16 protein-coding genes are annotated in these 18115 nt (G+C 70.3%); 9 read left to right on the top strand and 7 right to left on the bottom strand.

Annotated elements, in window-relative coordinates:
• Positions 1-256 precede the first annotated feature (256 nt).
• From AB0B90_RS07415 to AB0B90_RS07375, 9 genes are all read left to right on the top strand, one after another.
• Entirely contained in the window at positions 257-1249 is a 993-nt protein-coding gene (locus AB0B90_RS07415; protein ID WP_362921416.1) for an ABC transporter permease subunit, read from the top strand.
• Positions 1246-2118 carry a carbohydrate ABC transporter permease gene (locus AB0B90_RS07410; protein WP_350946159.1) on the top strand — a complete coding sequence of 291 codons (873 nt, stop codon included), beginning with the start codon at positions 1246-1248 and terminating at the stop codon, positions 2116-2118. The genes AB0B90_RS07415 and AB0B90_RS07410 overlap by 4 nt, the downstream gene beginning before the upstream one ends.
• A gap of 50 nt (positions 2119-2168) precedes the next feature.
• Positions 2169-3815, top strand: coding sequence for an extracellular solute-binding protein (locus AB0B90_RS07405; protein WP_362921414.1), 1647 nt, complete (start codon positions 2169-2171; stop codon positions 3813-3815).
• 100 nt (positions 3816-3915) lie between these two features.
• Positions 3916-4605 (top strand): hypothetical protein, encoded by a 690-nt coding sequence (locus tag AB0B90_RS07400; protein ID WP_362921412.1) that lies wholly within the window; start codon positions 3916-3918, stop codon positions 4603-4605.
• Positions 4606-4675: 70 nt separating this feature from the next.
• Positions 4676-5815, top strand: coding sequence for a Gfo/Idh/MocA family oxidoreductase (locus AB0B90_RS07395; RefSeq protein WP_362921410.1), 1140 nt, complete (start codon positions 4676-4678; stop codon positions 5813-5815).
• The gene (locus tag AB0B90_RS07390) at positions 5812-6735 is read left to right on the top strand and encodes a PmoA family protein (RefSeq protein ID WP_362921408.1); all 924 of its coding nucleotides are present in this window, start codon (positions 5812-5814) and stop codon (positions 6733-6735) included. The genes AB0B90_RS07395 and AB0B90_RS07390 overlap by 4 nt, the downstream gene beginning before the upstream one ends.
• An 84-nt stretch (positions 6736-6819) precedes the next feature.
• Positions 6820-8520 (top strand): GAF domain-containing sensor histidine kinase, encoded by a 1701-nt coding sequence (locus AB0B90_RS07385; protein ID WP_362921406.1) that lies wholly within the window; start codon positions 6820-6822, stop codon positions 8518-8520.
• Between the two features lie 124 nt (positions 8521-8644).
• Entirely contained in the window at positions 8645-9499 is an 855-nt protein-coding gene (locus AB0B90_RS07380; RefSeq protein WP_362921404.1) for a universal stress protein, read from the top strand.
• 366 nt (positions 9500-9865) lie between these two features.
• Positions 9866-10378 (top strand): hypothetical protein, encoded by a 513-nt coding sequence (locus tag AB0B90_RS07375; protein WP_350946377.1) that lies wholly within the window; start codon positions 9866-9868, stop codon positions 10376-10378.
• A 174-nt stretch (positions 10379-10552) separates the two neighbouring features.
• Here AB0B90_RS07375 and AB0B90_RS07370 read toward each other — a convergent pair whose 3' ends face one another.
• The 7 genes from AB0B90_RS07370 to AB0B90_RS07340 all read right to left on the bottom strand — a co-directional run bounded on the left by AB0B90_RS07370 (position 10553) and on the right by AB0B90_RS07340 (position 18030).
• Entirely contained in the window at positions 10553-11452 is a 900-nt protein-coding gene (locus AB0B90_RS07370) for a cation diffusion facilitator family transporter (protein WP_362921402.1), read from the bottom strand.
• Positions 11452-11808, bottom strand: coding sequence for a metalloregulator ArsR/SmtB family transcription factor (locus AB0B90_RS07365; protein WP_350946151.1), 357 nt, complete (start codon positions 11806-11808; stop codon positions 11452-11454). Before AB0B90_RS07365 ends, AB0B90_RS07370 begins: the two co-directional genes overlap by 1 nt.
• Positions 11809-11939: 131 nt before the next feature.
• Positions 11940-13013 (bottom strand): thiopeptide maturation pyridine synthase, encoded by a 1074-nt coding sequence (locus AB0B90_RS07360; protein ID WP_362921400.1) that lies wholly within the window; start codon positions 13011-13013, stop codon positions 11940-11942.
• Positions 13010-14068 carry a lantibiotic dehydratase C-terminal domain-containing protein gene (locus AB0B90_RS07355; protein ID WP_362921398.1) on the bottom strand — a complete coding sequence of 353 codons (1059 nt, stop codon included), beginning with the start codon at positions 14066-14068 and terminating at the stop codon, positions 13010-13012. The genes AB0B90_RS07360 and AB0B90_RS07355 overlap by 4 nt, the downstream gene beginning before the upstream one ends.
• Positions 14061-16652 carry a lantibiotic dehydratase gene (locus tag AB0B90_RS07350; RefSeq protein WP_362921396.1) on the bottom strand — a complete coding sequence of 864 codons (2592 nt, stop codon included), beginning with the start codon at positions 16650-16652 and terminating at the stop codon, positions 14061-14063. Before AB0B90_RS07350 ends, AB0B90_RS07355 begins: the two co-directional genes overlap by 8 nt.
• A gap of 11 nt (positions 16653-16663) precedes the next feature.
• The gene (locus tag AB0B90_RS07345) at positions 16664-16822 is read right to left on the bottom strand and encodes a hypothetical protein (RefSeq protein ID WP_350946147.1); all 159 of its coding nucleotides are present in this window, start codon (positions 16820-16822) and stop codon (positions 16664-16666) included.
• A gap of 509 nt (positions 16823-17331) precedes the next feature.
• Positions 17332-18030 (bottom strand): CBS domain-containing protein, encoded by a 699-nt coding sequence (locus AB0B90_RS07340; RefSeq protein ID WP_362921394.1) that lies wholly within the window; start codon positions 18028-18030, stop codon positions 17332-17334.
• Positions 18031-18115 lie beyond the last annotated feature (85 nt).

Genomic DNA, 18115 nt, shown 5'->3' with positions numbered 1-18115 from the left:
TGTAAGGCGCTTATATTTCCGCAATATTAATAAAAAATCTTGAAAGTTTCAGTCTCCGGATCTCCGATGCTTCTGTCCGGCAGCGTCAGGTGACGCCGTCGCAGGCCGAAAGGATGGCATGCGAGAAAGGGAACTCCACGACCTGGATTCCGCGTCGAGTGGGTTCGTCCGGTGAAGGGGGCCCCGGGGAGCGCAGACCTCTCCTGCCGGGCGGGCCGAGCCGCCAAGGATGCCGGATGAGGCCGGGGACTCGCGAATGAGCGCGACCAGGACGATCGACGCCTCGCCCGGCGATCAGGATCCGCGCGAGGCGAGTCCCGGCCCCGTCCGCCGGAAGCGCACTTCGGGCCGCACCTGGCGGCAGGCGTTGCGTCACGACTGGCAGCTGTACTCGCTGGCGATCCTCCCACTGCTGTTCTTCGCGATATTCCGGTACCTGCCGATGATCGGCAACGTGATCGCCTTCCGGAAGTTCGAGCCCGGTGGCAGCGTGCTGGGCGAGGAGTGGGCGGGCCTGCGCTACGTGCGGATGTTCCTGAACGATCCGACGTTCTGGCAGGTGTTCACCAACACACTGGTGCTCGGCGCCCTGACCCTGCTGTTCTGCTTCCCGATGCCGATCGTGCTCGCCCTGCTGATCAACGAGGTGCGGCAGCGGCGCCTCAAGCGGTTCGTCCAGTCGATCTCCTACCTGCCGCACTTCCTGTCGATCGTGGTCGTGGCCGGTCTCGTCATAGAGCTGCTCTCGGTCGACGGGCCGGTGAACCAGATCCTGCGCGCGGCGGGCGACGATCCCATCTCGTTCCTGCAGCAGCCGGAGTGGTTTCGGACGATCTACGTCTCCTCGGAGATGTGGCAGACCGTCGGGTGGGGGACGATCCTCTATCTCGCCGCGCTCACCACCATCGACGACCAGTTGTACGAGGCGGCGAGGATCGACGGCGCGGGCCGGTGGCGGCAGACCTGGCACGTGACCCTCCCCGGCATCCGGCCGACCGCGGTCACCTTGCTGATCTTGAACATCGGCGCGTTCATGGCGGTCGGGTTCGAGAAGGTCCTGCTGCTCTACAACCCGCTGACGTACCCGACGGCGGACGTGATCTCCACGTACCTGTACCGCATGGGCGTCGTTTCCAACAACTTCAGCTACGCCACGGCGATCGGCCTGTTCGAGGCCCTGATCGGGCTGATCCTGGTCCTGTCGGCGAATCTCATCTCCCGGCGCACGGTGGGGACGAGCCTGTGGTGACCGTGGACGCCTCCAGGGGCTACCGGGTGTTCCAGGCGGTCAACGCCGTCGTCCTGGCCGCCGTCGTGATCGTGACGCTGTATCCCTTCGTCAACGTCGTCGCCCGTTCGCTGAGCGACGAGGCCGCCATCCGCTCGGGTCAGGTCAACCTCATCCCTCGCGGGTTCACCCTCACGACGTACGAGTACCTGATCTCTGATCCGACGTTCTGGACGAACTACCGCAACACCGTGGTGTACACGGTCGTGGCCACGATGATCGCGATGTTCATGACCACCTGTTACGCCTACGTCCTGTCCAAGAAGCATCTCAAGGGGCGCAGGTTCCTGATCGGGATCGCCGTCTTCACCATGTTCTTCTCCGGCGGCATCATCCCCAACTACGTCCTGATCACCAGTCTCGGGATGAAGGACAGCATCTGGGCCATCGTCCTGCCGAACGCCATCAGCGTCTTCAATCTCCTGATCATGAAGGCGTTCTTCGAGGCGCTGCCGGTCGAGCTGGAGGAGGCCGCCGCGATCGACGGCATGAGCACCTACGGCATCCTGCTGCGCATCGTGCTGCCGCTGTCGAAGGCGGTGATCGCCACGATGGTGCTCTTCTACGCCGTCGCCTTCTGGAACTCGTGGTTCGCCGCCTTCCTCTACATGAGCCAGTCCGACCTCTTCCCGGTGACCGTCTTCCTGCGCAACCTGATCGCCGGAGCCACCGGCGCGTCGTCGGTGGGCGCCGACGCGACGAACATGACGGTGGCCGCCAACATCAAGGCGGTGACGATGGTGCTCACCATCCTGCCCATCCTGGGGGTCTACCCCTTCGTCCAGCGCTACTTCGTCACCGGTGTCACGCTCGGCGCGGTCAAGGGGTAGCCCCGCCGCCCGCACTCAACCCGTTTCCGAATCCGAGAAAAAGGGGCTCCATGTACCAGATGAACCGGCGTCAGGCGATGGTCGCGATGGGCGCCTTCGCCGTACTCGTGGGCTGCGGCAGTGACGACTCCAAGAAGCAGGCCGACGACCTCTCGGCGAACCGGGAGGGCGCGATGCCCGGCTACGGCGCCGGCACCGGGTTCAAGGCCACCGCCCCGCTCTCGTTCACCGTCCTGTACAACAACCACCCGATCTACCCGATCAAGAACGACTGGCTGTTCTGGTCGGAGCTCGGCAAGCGGACCAACGTGACGTTCCAGCCGAGTGTGGTGCCGCTCAGCGACTACGAGAACAAGCGCAGCCTGGTGATCGGCGCGGGTGACGCCCCGCTCATCATCCCCAAGACGTATCCCAGCCAGGAGACCCCCTTCGTCGCCTCCGGCGCCATTCTGCCGGTGAGCGACTACCTGGACCTGATGCCGAACTTCAAGGAGAAGGTCGCCAAGTGGAACCTGCAGCCTGACCTGGACACGCTGCGGCAGTCCGACGGCCGCTTCTATCTCCTGCCCGGTCTTCACCAGGAGCCCTGGGTGGAGTACTCCCTGGCGATGCGCGCGGACATCCTGGAGGAACTCGGGCTGGAGATCCCGGGGACCTGGGAGGAGTTGCGCACCGTGCTGAAGGCGATGAAGGAGAAGTATCCCGACTCCTATCCCCTGTCCGACCGCTGGGGGACCCTCACGCCCGGCGCCAGCCTGCTGAACGTCATCGGCACCTCCTACGGCGCTCCCGGCGGATGGGGCTACGGAGAAGGGGTGAAATGGGACCCCGCCCTGCAGAAGTTCGCCTTCACCGGCGCGATGGATCAGTACCGGCAGATGCTGGAGTATCTGCACACGCTGGTGGAGGAGAAGCTGCTCGATCCGGAGAGCTTCACCCAGTCCGACGACCAGGCGATCCAGAAACTGGTCTCCGGCAAGTCCTTCGTGATCAGTTCGAACGCGCAGACCCTGGTCAACGAGTACCGGCCGCCGCTGCAGAAGGCGAACCCGAAGGCGAGGCTCGTGAAGATCCCCGTGCCCGTCGGCCCGCTCGGACCCATCAAGTACGGCGCGGGCAACACCCGCCTGGAGAACGGCGTCATGATCTCCAAGAAGGCCCGCGACAGCAAGAACTTCGTCGCCATGATGCAGTTCATCGACTGGCTGTGGTACTCCGACGAGGGGCAGGCGTTCGCCAAGTGGGGCGTCGAGGGGGTCACCCACACCAAGGACGCGTCGGGGAAGTACAAGCTCACCCCCGACGTCGACTTCGTCGGGCTCAACCCCAAGGCGCCCAAGCACCTGCAGAAGGACTTCGGCTTCTCCAACGGCGTCTTCGCCTACGGCGGGTCCACCGAGCTGCTGCAGTCGACCTTCTCCGAGGAGGAGATCGCGTTCCAGAAGGAGATGAACGCGAGGAAGACCCTGCCGGTGCCGCCCCCGCACCCGCTCACCGACGAGGAGCGCGAGCAGGTGACGCTGTGGCAGACGCCGCTGAAGGACCACGTCACCCAGAACACGCTCCGGTTCATCCTCGGCAAACGCGATCTGAGCGAGTGGGACGCCTACGTCAAGGAACTCGAGGCGAACAACATGCGCGCCTTCGTCGACATGGTGAACGGCGCCTACGAGCGGTACAAGAAGCAGCACGGTTGACGGCCACCCCTGCCGGAAGGAGGAGGGCTACCCCCGCGGGAACTCCCGCCGCACCGCCGGCCGCCCACCAGGACGAGGGTTTCCACACCGGAGATGTTCGATGAGCGACACGCTGCCCGACAGGATGGCCGGAATCCGGTTCGGCGAAGGGCCCCTGGCGCGCGCCTGCGCGCTCGTCTACACCCTCGCGGTGGTCGAGTCGCTCTTCCTGCTCACGGCCGTGCCCGGCCTGGCCGGGCTGGTGCTGCTCAGCCGCGACGCCGGCAACATCCCGCTGGCGGCGCTCTGCCTGATCCCGGCCGGCCCCGCCCTCTCGGCCGCGCTGTACGCGCTGCACCACCGCCGCCTGGATCTCACCGATCTCCGTCCCGGGGCGGCGTTCTGGCGTGGCTACCGGGTCAACCTCCGAGGGGTCGTGAAACTCTGGGTCCCCTGGCTGCTGTGGATGGCCGTCATCGGATCGAACCTCGCCGTCGCCGGCGTCGGGGGATGGTGGGCGGTGTCGTCGGTCGTCATCGCCGTGGCGGCGACCCTCTGGATCGCGAACGCGCTGGTGATCACCTCTCTTTTCGCGTTCCGCGCGCGAGACGTCGCCCGCCTGGCCGCGTACTTTCTCACCCGTTCCCCCCGGGCGTCGCTGGGCAACGCCTGCCTGCTGGTCCTGGCGGCGACCGTCACGCTGATCGCCTCCGAGGTGGCGGCGCTGCTGCTCGCCTCGGTGCTGGCCTCGCTGCTCCTGCTGAACGGCCGCACGATGATCGCCGAGGTGAGGGAGAGATTCACGGCCTGAGCGCCGAGCGTCGAGAGGTCGCCTCCACCGTCAGGTGGCCGCCGTCAAACCCAAAGGAGTCTCACATTCGATGACGAAGAGAACACCCGTACGGGTCGCGATCGTCGGCACCGGCGGAATCGCGACGGTCTGTCACCTGCCCGCGCTGAAAGCCCAGGGCGACCGGGTGCGGATCGTCGCGGCCTGCGACGTCGACACCGAACGCGTCAAGGCCTTCTGCGCCGAGAACTCCATTCCCGGCGTCCACACCGACCTGGCCGAGATGCTGGACGTCGCCCGGCCCGACCTGGTGCACCTGTGCACCCCGCCGGGGCTGCACGCCCGGCAGGCCGAGCAGTGCCTGCGCGCCGGGGCGTGGGTGTGGCTGGAGAAACCCCCGTGCCTGTCGCTGGCCGAGTACGACACGATCACCGCGGCCGAGCAGGCCGGCGGCGCCTACGCCAGCGTCGTCTTCCAGCACCGGTTCGGCGCGGCGGGCCTGCACGCCGCGAGGCTGATCGCCTCCGGCGAGCTGGGCCGTCCCCTCGTCGCGCACTGCAGCACCACCTGGTACCGGCCGCACTCCTACTTCGAGGTGCCCTGGCGCGGGCGCTGGGACACCGAGGGCGGCGGCCCGACCATGGGCCACGGCATCCACCAGATGGACCTGTTGCTGACGTTGCTCGGCGACTGGTCGCAGGTCACCGCCATGGCGGGGCGCCTGGACCGCGACGTGCAGACCGAGGACGTGTCGGTGGCGAGTGTGCGCTTCGACAGCGGGGCCCTGGCGACGATCGTCAACAGCGTGCTGTCGCCGCGGGAGGAGAGCTACGTGCGCGTCGACCTCGTCGAGGCGACCGTCGAGCTCAGGCACCTGTACGGCTACGGCAACGACGACTGGACCTACACCGCGGCTCCGCACCTGGCCGGCGCCGCGGACGGCGCGGCACGCCAGGAGCACTGGTCGGCTCCCGGCTCTGAGACGCGCAGCTCCCACACCGCGCAGCTGACCGCGCTGCTCGACGCCTACGACCGGGAAGAACGGCCTCCGGCCAGCGGCCACGACGGGCGCCGCACCCTCGAACTCGTGACGGCGATCTACCGTTCGGCGTTCACCGGGACAACGGTGGCGCGCACCGACCTGACCCCCGGCGACCCCTTCTACCACCGGCTGCACGGCGACGTCGACGGCTGGGCGCCGACGGCCACCACAGGAGGAAACCGATCGTGACCTCGACCGAATCCGCTCTGGCACTGACCCGTCCGGACGACACCGCCTTCACTCTGACCGGGCACGGCGTCGAACTGCTCGGCTACACCTTCGGCTCCGACGCCGCGCCCTCGGAGTGTCCGGCGCCCTACTTCCATCCGCTGCGTACCCTGGGCGGTCAGGTCGTCTCGGGGCACCGGCCGCACGATCACCGCTGGCACAAGGGTCTGGCCATGACCCTCTCCCACCTGTCCGGGCAGAACTTCTGGGGCGGCCCCACCTTCGAGGGCGGCCCCGGACACGGCTACGTCCAGCGCGACAACGTCGGGACCCTGCGCCACGAGGGATTCGACGCACTGGAGTGCGACGGCCGGGAACTGACGTTCACCGAGCGGGTCACCTGGCTGACCGCGCGCGGTGAGCGGTGGATCACCGAGCTGCGTACCGTGCGCGTCCACGGCGTCGACCTCGCGAACCGATCATGGATCCTGGAGTTCGGCACCGAGCTGACCAACGTGCGCGGGCAGGAGCTCAGGATCGGCAGCCCCACCACGGCGGGCCGGCCCAACGCCGGATACACCGGCCTGTTCTGGCGAGGGCCCCGCGACATGACCTGGGGAGGCATCCTGGCCGAGGGGGACCTCGAAGGCGAGGAGGTCATGGGACGCAGAGCGGGCTGGCTCGCCTACGGCTCGCCGCACGACGAGGTCGACGCCGCCTCCACCCTGATCTTCGAGCAGCACCCGGACAACGCCGACGCGCCCACCCACTGGTTCGTGCGCAACCAGCCCTTCCCCGCGGTCGCCCCCTCTCTCGCCTTCCACGAGGAACTCGTCCTGCCGGACGGCGACACGCTGGCCCGCCGTTACCGGATCGTCGTCGCCGACGGGCTGTGGGGGCGGGACACCGTCGAGGGCCACCTCAAGGACAACCCATGGTGATCTTCGTCGTCGGGACCGCGGTGTCCTGGCCGAAGAGCGGCGCCCGACTGTCCTAAGCGTTGCCCGGATGCGAGACTTCGCGCTATGACGGAAAAGGAGTCGCGTTCCCTGATCCCGAACATGCGGCTGGACGAGTTGCTGTCAGAGTTGCAGGGGCGCCTGGAGGCGGTGCTGGCGACCCGTGACCGGGTGCACGCGCTGCTCGAGGCCGTGGTCGCGGTGGGCAGCGACCTGGATCTGGAGACGGTGCTGCGCAGGATCGTGGAGACCGCCACCACCCTCGTCGACGCCACCTACGGCGCGCTGGGGGTGGCCGGCGAGCAGAACACACTCGTCCAGTTCGTCCCGGTGGGACTGAGCGAGGAGGAGATCGCGCGGATCGAGCACTGGCCGCACGGGCTGGGCCTGCTCGGGTTGCTGATCAAGGAGCCGCAGGTCCTGCGGCTGGCCCACATCTCCGACCACCCCGCCTCCTACGGTTTCCCGCCCGGTCATCCGCCGATGGGGTCGTTTCTGGGGGTGCCGGTGCGGGTGCGTGAGGAGGTGTTCGGCAATCTCTATCTGACCGAGAAGCGTGGTGGGGGGGAGTTCGACGAGGAGGACGAGGCGATCGTGACGGCGCTGGCCACCGCCGCCGGTGTCGCGATCGAGAACGCTCGTCTGTACGAGGAGACGCGGCGCAGGGAGATGTGGTTGCAGGCGTCGGCGGAGGTGACCACCAGTCTGCTGTCGGGGGCGGAGCCGCGCGAGGTGCTCGGGCTGATCGCGCGGCGGGCGCGGGACCTGGCCGCCGCCGACATCACGATGATCATGCTTCCCGACGTGGACCGCGAGGTCCTGCGCGTGATGATCGCCGACGGCCCGGAGGCCGGCAGGCTCGACCGGGCCGGGGTGGACGTCACCGGCTCGCTCCCCGGCAGGGCCCTGCTGGGCGGCGAGCCGGTCATGGTCGCCGATCTCGGCGAGGCGGACCTGCCCGCGGCCCTCATCCGGGATCTGACGGTGGGCCCCGCCGCCGCGGTGCCGCTGGGCGTGGCCGGGGTGGTGCGGGGAGTACTGGTGCTGGGTAAGCGACCGGGCCGCATCCCGTTCAGCGGCAGCGAGCTGCGGGCACTGCACTCCTTCGCCGGGCAGGCGGCGGTCGCGCTGGAACTGGCCGAGGCCCGTCAGGACGCCGAGCGGCTGGGGCTGCTGGAAGACCGCGACCGGATCGCCAAGGACCTGCACGACGTCGTCATCCAGCGGCTCTTCGCCATCGCGATGACCCTGATGAGCATCGTGCGCCTCGTCGAGCATCCGGAGGCCTCCGAGCGGCTCCAGCACGGGATCAACGAGCTGGACGAGACCATCCGGCAGATCCGCTCGACCATCTTCGCCCTGCAGACCCCCCGCGATGCCGAGGAGCCCAGCCTGCGCGCGCGGATCGTGGAACTGGTCGAGGGCGCGCGCGGGCACCTGGGCTTCATGCCCGGCCTGCGGATGGAAGGACAGCTCGACCACAAGGTGCCCGCCCCGGTCGCCGAGCACCTGCTGGCCGTCCTGCGCGAGGCGCTGTCCAACATCGTGCGCCACGCCAAGGCTTCCAAGGCCGACGTCTTCGCCGAGGCGGCCGACGACCGGCTCACCCTCACCGTCACCGACAACGGCGTCGGCCTGCCCGGCGAGGGCAAACGCAGCGGCCTGCGCAACATGCAGGAACGCGCCACGGCGCTCGGCGGCTCCTTCGAGGTCGACTCCTCCCCGCGGGAGGGGACCCGGCTGACCTGGTACGTCCCCCTCACCTGACGGCGGGACGGCACCGGGGCCTCGGACACGGTGACTCCTCGGCCAAGGGATCTTTACCGCCGTCGCGGGCCGGTCGCCCGCCGGTGTGACGGCGCCTTGGGCACCATGGGGAGGGGAGGACGTCATGATCGTAGTAGGAGTCGACGGTTCGCCGGCCGCGCTCGCGGCCGCGGGCTGGGCGGCGCGGGAGGCCGCGGCGCGCGGTGGCACGCTGAGCGTCGTGCACGCCATGCCCGCCTGGCCCTTGGAGATCTCGGAAAAAGACCGTTACGCCGATGTGGGCCGCTGGATGCGCGAAGGGGCCACGTCCATGCTGGACGCGGCGGTGGAACGCGTCCGGCAGGAGGATCCACGCGTCGTGGCGGAGCCGCGGCTGCTGGGCGGCGACCCGCGCGCCATCCTGATCGAGGCCGCCGCGGACGCGGAGCTACTGGTGGTCGGCAACCACGGTCTGGGGGGTTTCGCGGGGATGCTGCTCGGTTCGGTCGCACTGGGGGTCGTCGGGCGGGCCGCCTGCCCGGTGGCCGTCATCCGCGACCCGTCCGCCTGGCCCGCCGGGGAGGTGGTCGTCGGTGTCGACGGTTCGAAGGCGGGCACGGGCGCCCTGGGCTTCGCCTTCTTCGAGGCGTCCCTGCGCGGCGTCGGCCTGCGGGCGGTGCACGCCTGGAGCCGTCCGGTCGTCGGGGGCGGTCCCTTCGCGGAGGACAGCGCCGAGGTCGAACGTCGTCTGCTGGCCGAGGCCCTCGCCGGCTGGAGCGAGCGTTATCCCGACGTCAAGGTCACCGAGCAGCTCGAAGACGGTCACCCGGTGCGCGTCCTGGCCGAGGTCTCGGCCCGTTCCGGCCTGCTGGTCGTCGGCTCACGCGGTCGCGGCGAGCTGACCGGCCTGTTGCTGGGGTCGGTGAGCCACTCGCTGCTGCACCACGCCGGCTGCCCCCTGGTCGTCACCCCCGCTCCGGCCGCTCCCGGCTCCTCCTGACCGGCCCCTCCCGCGACCGGTGTGCCCTTCGGCCGGCAACGGTCGGGGAGCGGCATGGCCGGAGGCGGTGTGTCGCCGCCGTCGCGGATCCGTGAACGTCGGCGGCTTCGCCGGCGTTCGCAGGCGTGCCGTCCTCTCCCTGGTGGTGAGACTCCCCGTTCCCGTCGTGCGCGGCGTGACAGGGCCGAAGGTCCCGCGCCGAGGGGACGTTCGAGAGCGTGACGCGGTCCGTACGGCACTGTGGCCGGGCTCGGGGAAACGGTGTGATGAGTACGTCACGAAGACCGCCGAGCATCACGCGACACCACGAAAAGGGGAGCCGTCATGGCCACCACTCACAGGCACGACGTTCACACCGGGCCGGTCATGGACACCGTCCCCGCGCCGGCCGCCAGGCGTCCGGTCGACTACGTCTGGGCGATCGCCCGGATCAGCCTGGGCTGGATCTTCCTGTGGGCGTTCCTGGACAAGACCTTCGGCTGGGGGTTCGCCACCCCCGCCGAGCGCGCCTGGATCAACGGCGGCAGCCCCACCACCGGCTTCCTCAAGGGCACCGGCGAGAACGCCCTGGGCGGGGTGTTCGGCGGCCTGGCCGGACAGGCGTGGGTGGACTGGCTGTTCATGCTCGGCCTGCTGGGCGTCGGTGCCGCCCTGCTGCTGGGCGCGGGCCTGCGCGTCGCCGCCGTGGCGGGCGGCCTGATGATGGTCCTGATGTGGGCCGCCGAACTCCCTCTGCAGACCAACCCCTTCATGGACGACCACCTCGTCTACGCCGTCGTGCTGACCGGCCTGGCCCTGAGCGGCGCCGGCACCACCTGGGGCCTGGGCACCTGGTGGGCCGCCACCCCCCTGGTGCGTCGCTACCCCGTCCTTCGATAACCGTCCCCCGGACACATCCGTCCTCCGAACACCACCCCCGGATCACCCAAGGCTCGCCCCCCGTACGGGGAGCGGGCCTTCTCGTGTCGGCCCGGGGCGGTCCGGACGTCCTCCAGCGTGCCGACACCGTCATGCCGACACCGTCGCCGGGTGAGCGCGGCGACGGTGAGGCTCTCACCAGCCCAGCTCGTCGCAGCCCAGGTGGTCGGCCGGTTCGACCTGCAAGGTCGCGTGGGCCACGTTGTGGCGCCTGAGCAGCAGGTCGCGGGCCTGGTCCAGGACGGCGTGGCTGTCGGCGCCGTCGGAGGTGACCAGGTGGGCGGTGGCGACGTTCATGCCGGAGGTCAACGTCCACAGGTGCAGGTCGTGGACGTCGCGCACGCCCTCGACGGACTCCAGGTCCCTGGCGACGGCGGAGGCGTCCATCCCGGCCGGTACGTGCTGGCCAAGGACCGCGAACACCTGCCGCCCGAGCGAGATGGCGCGCACCGCGACGAAGACACCGATGGCGAGTGCGATCAGCGTGTCCCAGACCGGCTGGCCGGTCGTCGCGACCAGCCATCCGGCGACGATGACACCGACCGACCCGGCGGTGTCGGCCACCACCTCGTAGTAGGCGCCCTTGACGTTCAGGCTCTCGGCCGCGCCCGCGCGCAGCAGCAGCAACACGATCACGTTGATCACCAGGCCGATGGCTCCCACGACGAGCATCGGGCCGAAGGAGACCTCGGCGGTGGCGCCGATGCGGCCCACCGCCTCGGCCACCACGTACACCGCCACGCCGAGCATCAGCAGCACGGCCAGCAGGGAGGCGAACACCTCCGCGCGGTAGGAGCCGTAGCTACGGCGCCCCGTGGTGTCGGGACGGGTGGCGATGCGGGTGGCCACCAGGGCGGCGCCCAGGGTCACCACGTCGGCGGCCATGTGCCCGGCGTCCGACAGCAGTGCCAGCGAGCCCGACAGCAGCCCGTAGACCAGTTCGACCACAAAGAAGGAGCCGATCAGGGCGAAGGAGATCGCGAGCCGCCATCGGTGCCGGCCCGCCGCGTGCCCGTGGCCGTGCCCGGTGCCCATCAGCGGGTTCCGTCGCGTTCGGGGTGGATGGCCTGGGTGTGCTCGGTGTGGGCGAGCGCGAGGTCGAGCAGCATCCGCACGTGCGCGTCCTCCAGCCGGTAGAAGGCCATCCGGCCGGCCCGGCGAGCCGTCACGACGCGGTGCGCCCGCAGCAGCCGCAACGCGTGGGAGACCGCCGACTCGCTCTGGCCGCTCACCGCGGCCAGATCGCACACGCACATCTCGCCCTCCAGCAGAGCGAGCAGCAACCGCAGGCGGCCGGGATCGGACAGCAGCCCGAACACCTCGGCGGTGTCGGTCAGATCCTGCGCGGCGGGCATCCGCTCACGCACCACCGCCACCCGCGGCGCGTCCACGATCCGGGTTGTACACCCATCTATCGCCACGAATCGCTCATCTGAAGAACTATTCATATATAAAGATTAGCGTTCGCCGGAGGCGGCCTGTCAAGCGACGCCGTGCCCGGGCCTGTCCGGCGGACGGTGGCTCAGCCGCTGAGCAGGTACTCGCGGGCCTTCTCCAGCGGGGAGACGCCGTACTCCTCCTCCACCGCGGAAGCGATCAGATGGCAGAACAGGTGCCGCTGAATCGGGGTGACGCCGAGCCGGGCCAGGTGGGCGTAGAGCATGTTGACCACGAGGCGGTGGGCGAGGAACCAGTCCGATTCGAGGATCTCGGTGCGGTGCCGGTCGGTGGACATGAGCACGTCGAAATAGTCGACCCGGTGGCGCTGGAGCACCGGCTGCTCGGAGGCGTCCAGATCGATCTCCTTACGGGCCAGCAGCGGCAGGGCGATCTCCTTGTGGCGGCGGGTGAAGGCGATCCAGTCGCGTACGTGCGGCGCCGGGTCGCCCGCGTCGATCGACGCGACCACGTCGGCCACCGTCGCGCGCATCTGCCTGGCGTTCTCGCGGTACCTGGCCTCGAACGCGGCCATGACCGCGTCCCGGTCCTCACAGCACGAGGTGGCCGCCGCGACGTGCGAGCGGTACGACATGTAACCGCGGCTGACCGGAGGGACGCTCACGTGCGCCACGGCGACCATGAGGTCGATGGCGACCGCGAACAGCGCGAGCTCACCCCGGCGGACCCGGTCCAGCGTGCCGAAGACGAGCCGGGTGCTCTCCGCGGCGGACGCGTCGATCAGGTCCGCCAGCGACCGGCCGCCGAAGACGCGCAACCGGTCGTCGTACGGCTCGGTCTGCAGGGAGTTGTCCGGATACCACGGCAGCAGCGGCCCGGTCTCGTGCTCCCGTACGGCGAGCAGGCGGTGGGCGGCGAGATGCTCGTGCTCGTCGAGGCGGGTGGTGGAGGGATGCTCACGCAGATAACCGGTGATCGCCTCGGTCGCGACGGGGAGGATCTCGCGTTCCCAGTCTCGCGTGGTCGCGCGGAAGTTGAGCCGCAGGTGCGGCCCCCGGCGCCAGTGGCGGACGAGGTAGGGCTGCCGGATGAGGCCGTCCAGGCGCTGGAACAGCGGGCGGACGCAGTCCAGGATCAGCGCGTCCTTGTCCCGGTCGTAGTAGCGGATCTGGATGCCGTGCCAGGGGAGGTCGCTCACGGGGTTCCCTCGCATCGTGCAACCCCCTCCAGGGTGACTGCGGTCAGGTAGCGCAGGTGCGCCTCTTCGGCGATCGACAGGCCGAGACGGTTGCAGAACAGGTGGACGCATCGGTCCAGCACGCTCAGGACGTCGTGGCGGTCCGCGTCCGCCGGGGCGTCGACGGCGCCGGAAGTACGGAACGCCTTGCGGGCGCGGACCGGGGAGAGGCGCCCGGCCCGCTGGAGCGCGACAAGGCGCCGGTGCAGGGTGTCGACCGAGCGCCACCAGGCGCCGGGCGAGTCGTACGCGTCGCCGGTGTCGGGGACGCCGCCGGAAGACGGCCCGCCGGCGGAGCGGCCGGCTGTGACGTGGTTCCGGTAGGAGACGGCGCGGGCGGCGATGAGCCGGCACCTCTCCGCCTGTGCGGTGAGGGCTTCGCGCTGCTTGGTGAAGATCTCCACCTGCCGGGCACGGGCCGGTGCCGGATCCCATCGGTCACGCTCTCCGGCCAGCAGGAGGCCCAGGCGGCGGGGGTCGGGTTCCCAGGCGATGAGGGTGAGCATCATCGCGGCGAGGGCGTGGCCCAGCCGCCGCCGGTGGTCGTGCTCGCCGCACAGGATCGCGAGCGCGATCCGGCTGGAGTCGGTGAAGTGCCGCTCGACGGCGGTGATCGCCTCCGGCCCGCCGAACGTCGCGTACTCGGGCCGGTAGGCGACGGCCTCCACGTGGTCGTCGGGCCGCAGCCGCCGGTCGTAGATGTCCATGCCCTCCCGCCCGGCGAACTCCCGGGCGAGCAGCGCGTAGCCCTCGCGGTCCCACGGGGCCGTCGTCGGATGCGCCGCGAGGTGCTCTCGCAGCACGGCCGTGGCGTGTTTCTCGATCGTCGTCGCGTCGCCGGGGACGCGCGGCAGCAGGCGGAGCCGCAGATGCGGGCCGCCCTCCCAGTACCGCAGGAAGAAGAAGCGGTCGAGCCGTTCGTCCAGCTCCCGCACCAGCCCGTCGACGGCCGTGCGGAGCAGCAGGTCGGTGTCGGTCCGGTGGAAGGCGTGCAGGGAGATCCAGCGGTCAGGCACGGCCCACCTCGACCACGTACTCGCTCACATGGCGGCGGTGATCGGGGTGGTCGCCGCCGCCTCCGAGGTCGGCCGCCGCATCGAGGTCCGGGAGCGGCTCACGAAAGACGACCATCGATCCGCTCGCGTCCAGCCCCCGGTCGAACAGCGCGACCAGCGCCGGATCGGCCAGATCGAGATAGGTCGGCTTGGCGAGCCGCCCCAGGCGCAACCTGTCGCGTGCCGGCGCGCCGGGATCGGCCGAGGAGACGAAACAACGTTCCGGCAGGGCGTGCTCGGCGAACCAGGCCGCGAGCGCGAGCAGATGCGCAGCGTCGGAGTCACCCCTGCCTCGGCGCGGGATCTCGCGCACCGGGACGTACCAGGCGGCACGGGCCACGGTGACCCGGCCGACCGACACCCGGGCCGTACGCTCGATGCGGGCCGGCACCGACTCCGGCGGCCGGGAGAAGATCGACTCCAGCCCCGTCACCGGGCTGGGCATGTCGCCGAAGAGCTGGAGCAGGAGGCGTGCCGTACGCGGCAGCAGCATGGGCGCGACCATCCCGGTGTACACCGGCAGGAGCGGGGTGTCGTGCCCGGCGCGCGTCAGAACGAGACCGCCGGCGCCGGGCTCGTGCCGGACGGCGAGGTCACGCAGGTCGAACACGGCCGGGCCGCTCGGGACCACACCCGGATAGCCGATCTCCTGGGCCGCCACCGTGGAACGCAGGTTGACGTTGCTGCCGAACAGCCCGGTGATCTCCACCGGCACGCCGCGTTCCGTCCCGAGCGGACGGTTCTCACCGGCGGGAACCCCGGCGACCCGCAGCAGGCGGTGCACGCGGCTGCGCATCGCGCCGTGCCCCGGGCCGAGCCCGTTGAGCACCAGCCGGACCGGCGTCTCCTCCGGCGGGCCGATCGTCTGCACGAAGCACGACAGCGACCCCACGGGACGGACGAACGCGGGACGGCCGGCGGTGAGACCGGCCAGCACCGCCGGATCGACGGTGAGCGGGTCCGGGGTCTGGGGCAGCAGCCCGCGCACCGCGGCCAGCGCCGCCGCGCGGGCGTCTCGAAGCTCGTCGAGCCGGGGCACGGCGGGCGTCCGGCCTTCCGGGGGCCGCTCCTGCCACGGATACATGAGCGCGTGCAGCTCACCGGCGAGGGTGCCGGGTGCGGCCCGGCGGGTTCGCTCGGCGAGCGTTCGGTGGAACAGGCCGAACGGCACCCGCGCGCCGGCGCCGAACCACCGCGCGAACAGGTCGGCGGCGAGCAGCCGGGCGACGCCGTCCCGATCGAAGACCGCGGCGAAGTCGGTGATCGCGTGCAGGTCGCCCAGGGCGGGACGCCAGGCGGTCAGGCCCAGCCGAGGTCCGGGCGTGCTGAGCACCGCGTTCTCGTGGAAGAGGTTGCGGTCCGGCAGGCGATCGGCGTCGTCTTCGGCCAGCCGGGTGAACGCCGAGCGCACCTTCCGTCGCAGCGCCTCGCGTTCCGGCACGCGGGCCGCCTCCGGGTAACGGGCGAGCGCCTCCTGCGCGGCGGCGAGCGCCTTGCCCGCGGGATGCGTGCCGAGCCGATCGGTCAGGTCGGCGAGGTGCGCGGCGGCCTGGTCGGCGACCGGGGGATGGAGTTCCAGCACTCCCAGGTCGAGCAGCCCGCCGAGCGCGCCACCGGCCCTGGTGCGGAGATCGTCGTAGGGCGGGCGCAGCAGCCGCCGGAGCGGCTCGGAGGCGGCGATGCCGTTGTAGGCGTCCTCCTGGCCGGTCACGTACCACAGGCGGCCGTCGTCCTCGTCGAGGCTCGGGTTGGGCCTGACCACGAAGAGGTCCGCGAGGCCGTCGTCGGCGCGGGCCAGGTCGGTGAGCAGCCGCAGCAGCAGGGGGACGTTCGGCTCGACCGCGCTGCGCCACGCCCACGTCCCCTCCCAGCGGACCGGCTCGCCGTCGTCGCTCCACCGCCCGAGAGCCGCGATCATGAAGGTCGCGTGCGGGCTCGTCTTCGCCACGACGCGGGCCAGGTAGCGGGTGAGGCGGAGCGCGACCTGGCGCGGCGGGACGGTGCCGGGCGGCGCGGCCAGCCACCGGTGCAGCGCGGCGGACATCGCCGGTCCCGCCTGGAGCACGCCATGGCCGAAGGCGTCGGTGCCGACCCACCGGCGCAGCACCTCGTAGGCGTCCCGGCGCTCCTGATCGAGCTCCTCCGGCAGTCGCCGGACGAGCGCGTCATGCCGGTCGAGGTCCGCGATCCAGTCCGCGACGCGCGGAGCGAGGCCGGAACCGACCTCCACCGGCCAGGCTCGGCCCGCCGGGCGTCTCGCGTTGTACAGCGCCCGGCGCAACGCCACCAGCGCCGGCCGCTCCGGACCTGGTCCGACCGCTCCGATCACCGGCTCCAGCTCGTCCGCGAGTCGCCGGCCCTCGTCGGCCAGCCGGCGACGAATCGCCAGGATCTCCCGGACGCTCCGCCAGGTGGCCGTGCACCTCAGCTCCGCGAGTGCCGCCACCGGCAGCGCGGCGATTCTGGCGACCACGGTCGCGTCCACCGTGCGACGAGCCGCGTCGATCTCGACGCGTCCCGGCAGGCCACGACGCGTCGAGACCATGTGCGGGGAGCCTAGATGAGCCAGCTCGTGCGCCCGGTGAGACCCGAGGCGCCCACCTCGGTGTTACCGAGCCCCATGCCCAGGGCCTTCACGAGATCCTCGCCGGGGAGCTCGACCGTCATCACGTCGAGCGCCTCCAGATCGAGGTGGAGTGGTTCGTTCGTCGCCATCTGCACTCCCATTCCTGCCCGCCGGAGCGGGCTGTGTCGGTGACGATCGTTATCGTAGGCACGGTCGACTGTCTCGTCATCCGGCAATGGGAGAAATAAATGAGCGGGAGGCGCGGGGGTCGAATATCAATCGACTCTCGATGCTGCGGTGATGAGTGTCGTCACCTTTTCCACCAGCCAGGTGTCACCGTCAGCAAGATCACAGAACCATTCGGTGCCACGATGGTAAGAGATTGCTGTCTGTCGGAATAAGGGTCTTCGTCGGTGTCGACAGCGGGTTTTCGGGCGGGCGGAAGAACGGTTCTTTATTGAGCGTCCTAAGGACGGTGTGATTAACGGTGAGTCATCGCGCGTTACGTTCTTGTTTCGCTGCCGTGCGGTCGTGGGATCGTGAAGCCGAATCGCGTGGCGTCGCGCTTTCCGGCGATCGGATCGCGTTCTTCTTCCAGGATCGCTCGCCGCTCGGAAGGGTCCCGGCCCGGACGCGTGAGGGGTGGGGAGTGGCCGGCTCAGCCTCCGCTCCAGGCGTCGTCGTCCTGGATCCAGCGCACCTCGTTCACCACGTCGACGACGCCGTTGACGCGGCCGATCACCCGGGCCGCTATCTCGGCTTCGCTGCGACGTTCCATGGTGCCCGTCAGGGTGACGACACCGTGGTCGACCCGGACGTTGACCTGCGCGGTCTCCATGCGCAGGGAGCGGCCGAGGACCTCCTCGCGCACCTCGTCGGCGATGTCGGAGTCGGGCCGGACGAAAACCCTGATCAGGTCGCGGCGGCTGACGATGCCCACCAGGCGGCCATCCTGGTCGACGACGGGGAGCCGCTTGATGCCGTGCGCCTCCATGAGCCTGGCGGCGCCGACCGTCGGCGTCTTTCCGGTGACGGTGATCGCGGGGGAGGACATCAGTTCGGCGGCGACGTCGCCCCGCGCCCTGGCCTTCGGGTCGCGGACCTCCTGGTTCAGCCGGTGCCGCAGCCGGGCGCGCAGCGGCGGCTGGTAGCCCTCGCGGTAGTACTGCTCCCGGAACTCCTCCTTGGCGAGCAGATCCGCCTCGGAGACGACGCCGATGACACGGCCGTCCCCGTCCACGACGGGGACGGCACTCACCGCGCACGCGATGAGCGTCTCGGCGATGTCCTTGAACGGGGTGTCGGCGGTGACCAGCGCCACGTTCCTGGTCATGACGTTCTCTACCTTGGTGCGCATGGCATGTTCTCCACCCGTGATGATGCGGGCACACTCCGCCCGGCTCGAAGGTCCGTCCGGCGGACCTTCGAGCTGGCGGAGTTCT

Origin of the sequence: Streptosporangium sp. NPDC049078 (assembly GCF_040648855.1) — a bacterium.
Classification (GTDB): Bacteria; Actinomycetota; Actinomycetes; order Streptosporangiales; family Streptosporangiaceae; genus Streptosporangium.
The sequence above is the reverse complement of the archived record's forward strand: the minus strand, read 5'-3'. Positions and strand labels throughout refer to the sequence as shown.

What these genes read in the sequence shown, in the direction of transcription:
- AB0B90_RS07340 (WP_362921394.1), bottom strand. Translation starts at nt 18,030, where the DNA reads ATGCGCACCAAGGTAGAGAACGTCATGACCAGGAACGTGGCGCTGGTC.
- AB0B90_RS07395 (WP_362921410.1), top strand. Translation starts at nt 4,676, where the DNA reads ATGACGAAGAGAACACCCGTACGGGTCGCGATCGTCGGCACCGGCGGA.
- AB0B90_RS07370 (WP_362921402.1), bottom strand. Translation starts at nt 11,452, where the DNA reads ATGGGCACCGGGCACGGCCACGGGCACGCGGCGGGCCGGCACCGATGG.
- AB0B90_RS07350 (WP_362921396.1), bottom strand. Translation starts at nt 16,652, where the DNA reads ATGGTCTCGACGCGTCGTGGCCTGCCGGGACGCGTCGAGATCGACGCG.
- AB0B90_RS07375 (WP_350946377.1), top strand. Translation starts at nt 9,866, where the DNA reads ATGGACACCGTCCCCGCGCCGGCCGCCAGGCGTCCGGTCGACTACGTC.
- AB0B90_RS07400 (WP_362921412.1), top strand. Translation starts at nt 3,916, where the DNA reads ATGAGCGACACGCTGCCCGACAGGATGGCCGGAATCCGGTTCGGCGAA.
- AB0B90_RS07405 (WP_362921414.1), top strand. Translation starts at nt 2,169, where the DNA reads ATGTACCAGATGAACCGGCGTCAGGCGATGGTCGCGATGGGCGCCTTC.
- AB0B90_RS07380 (WP_362921404.1), top strand. Translation starts at nt 8,645, where the DNA reads ATGATCGTAGTAGGAGTCGACGGTTCGCCGGCCGCGCTCGCGGCCGCG.
- AB0B90_RS07385 (WP_362921406.1), top strand. Translation starts at nt 6,820, where the DNA reads ATGACGGAAAAGGAGTCGCGTTCCCTGATCCCGAACATGCGGCTGGAC.
- AB0B90_RS07345 (WP_350946147.1), bottom strand. Translation starts at nt 16,822, where the DNA reads ATGGCGACGAACGAACCACTCCACCTCGATCTGGAGGCGCTCGACGTG.
- AB0B90_RS07415 (WP_362921416.1), top strand. Translation starts at nt 257, where the DNA reads ATGAGCGCGACCAGGACGATCGACGCCTCGCCCGGCGATCAGGATCCG.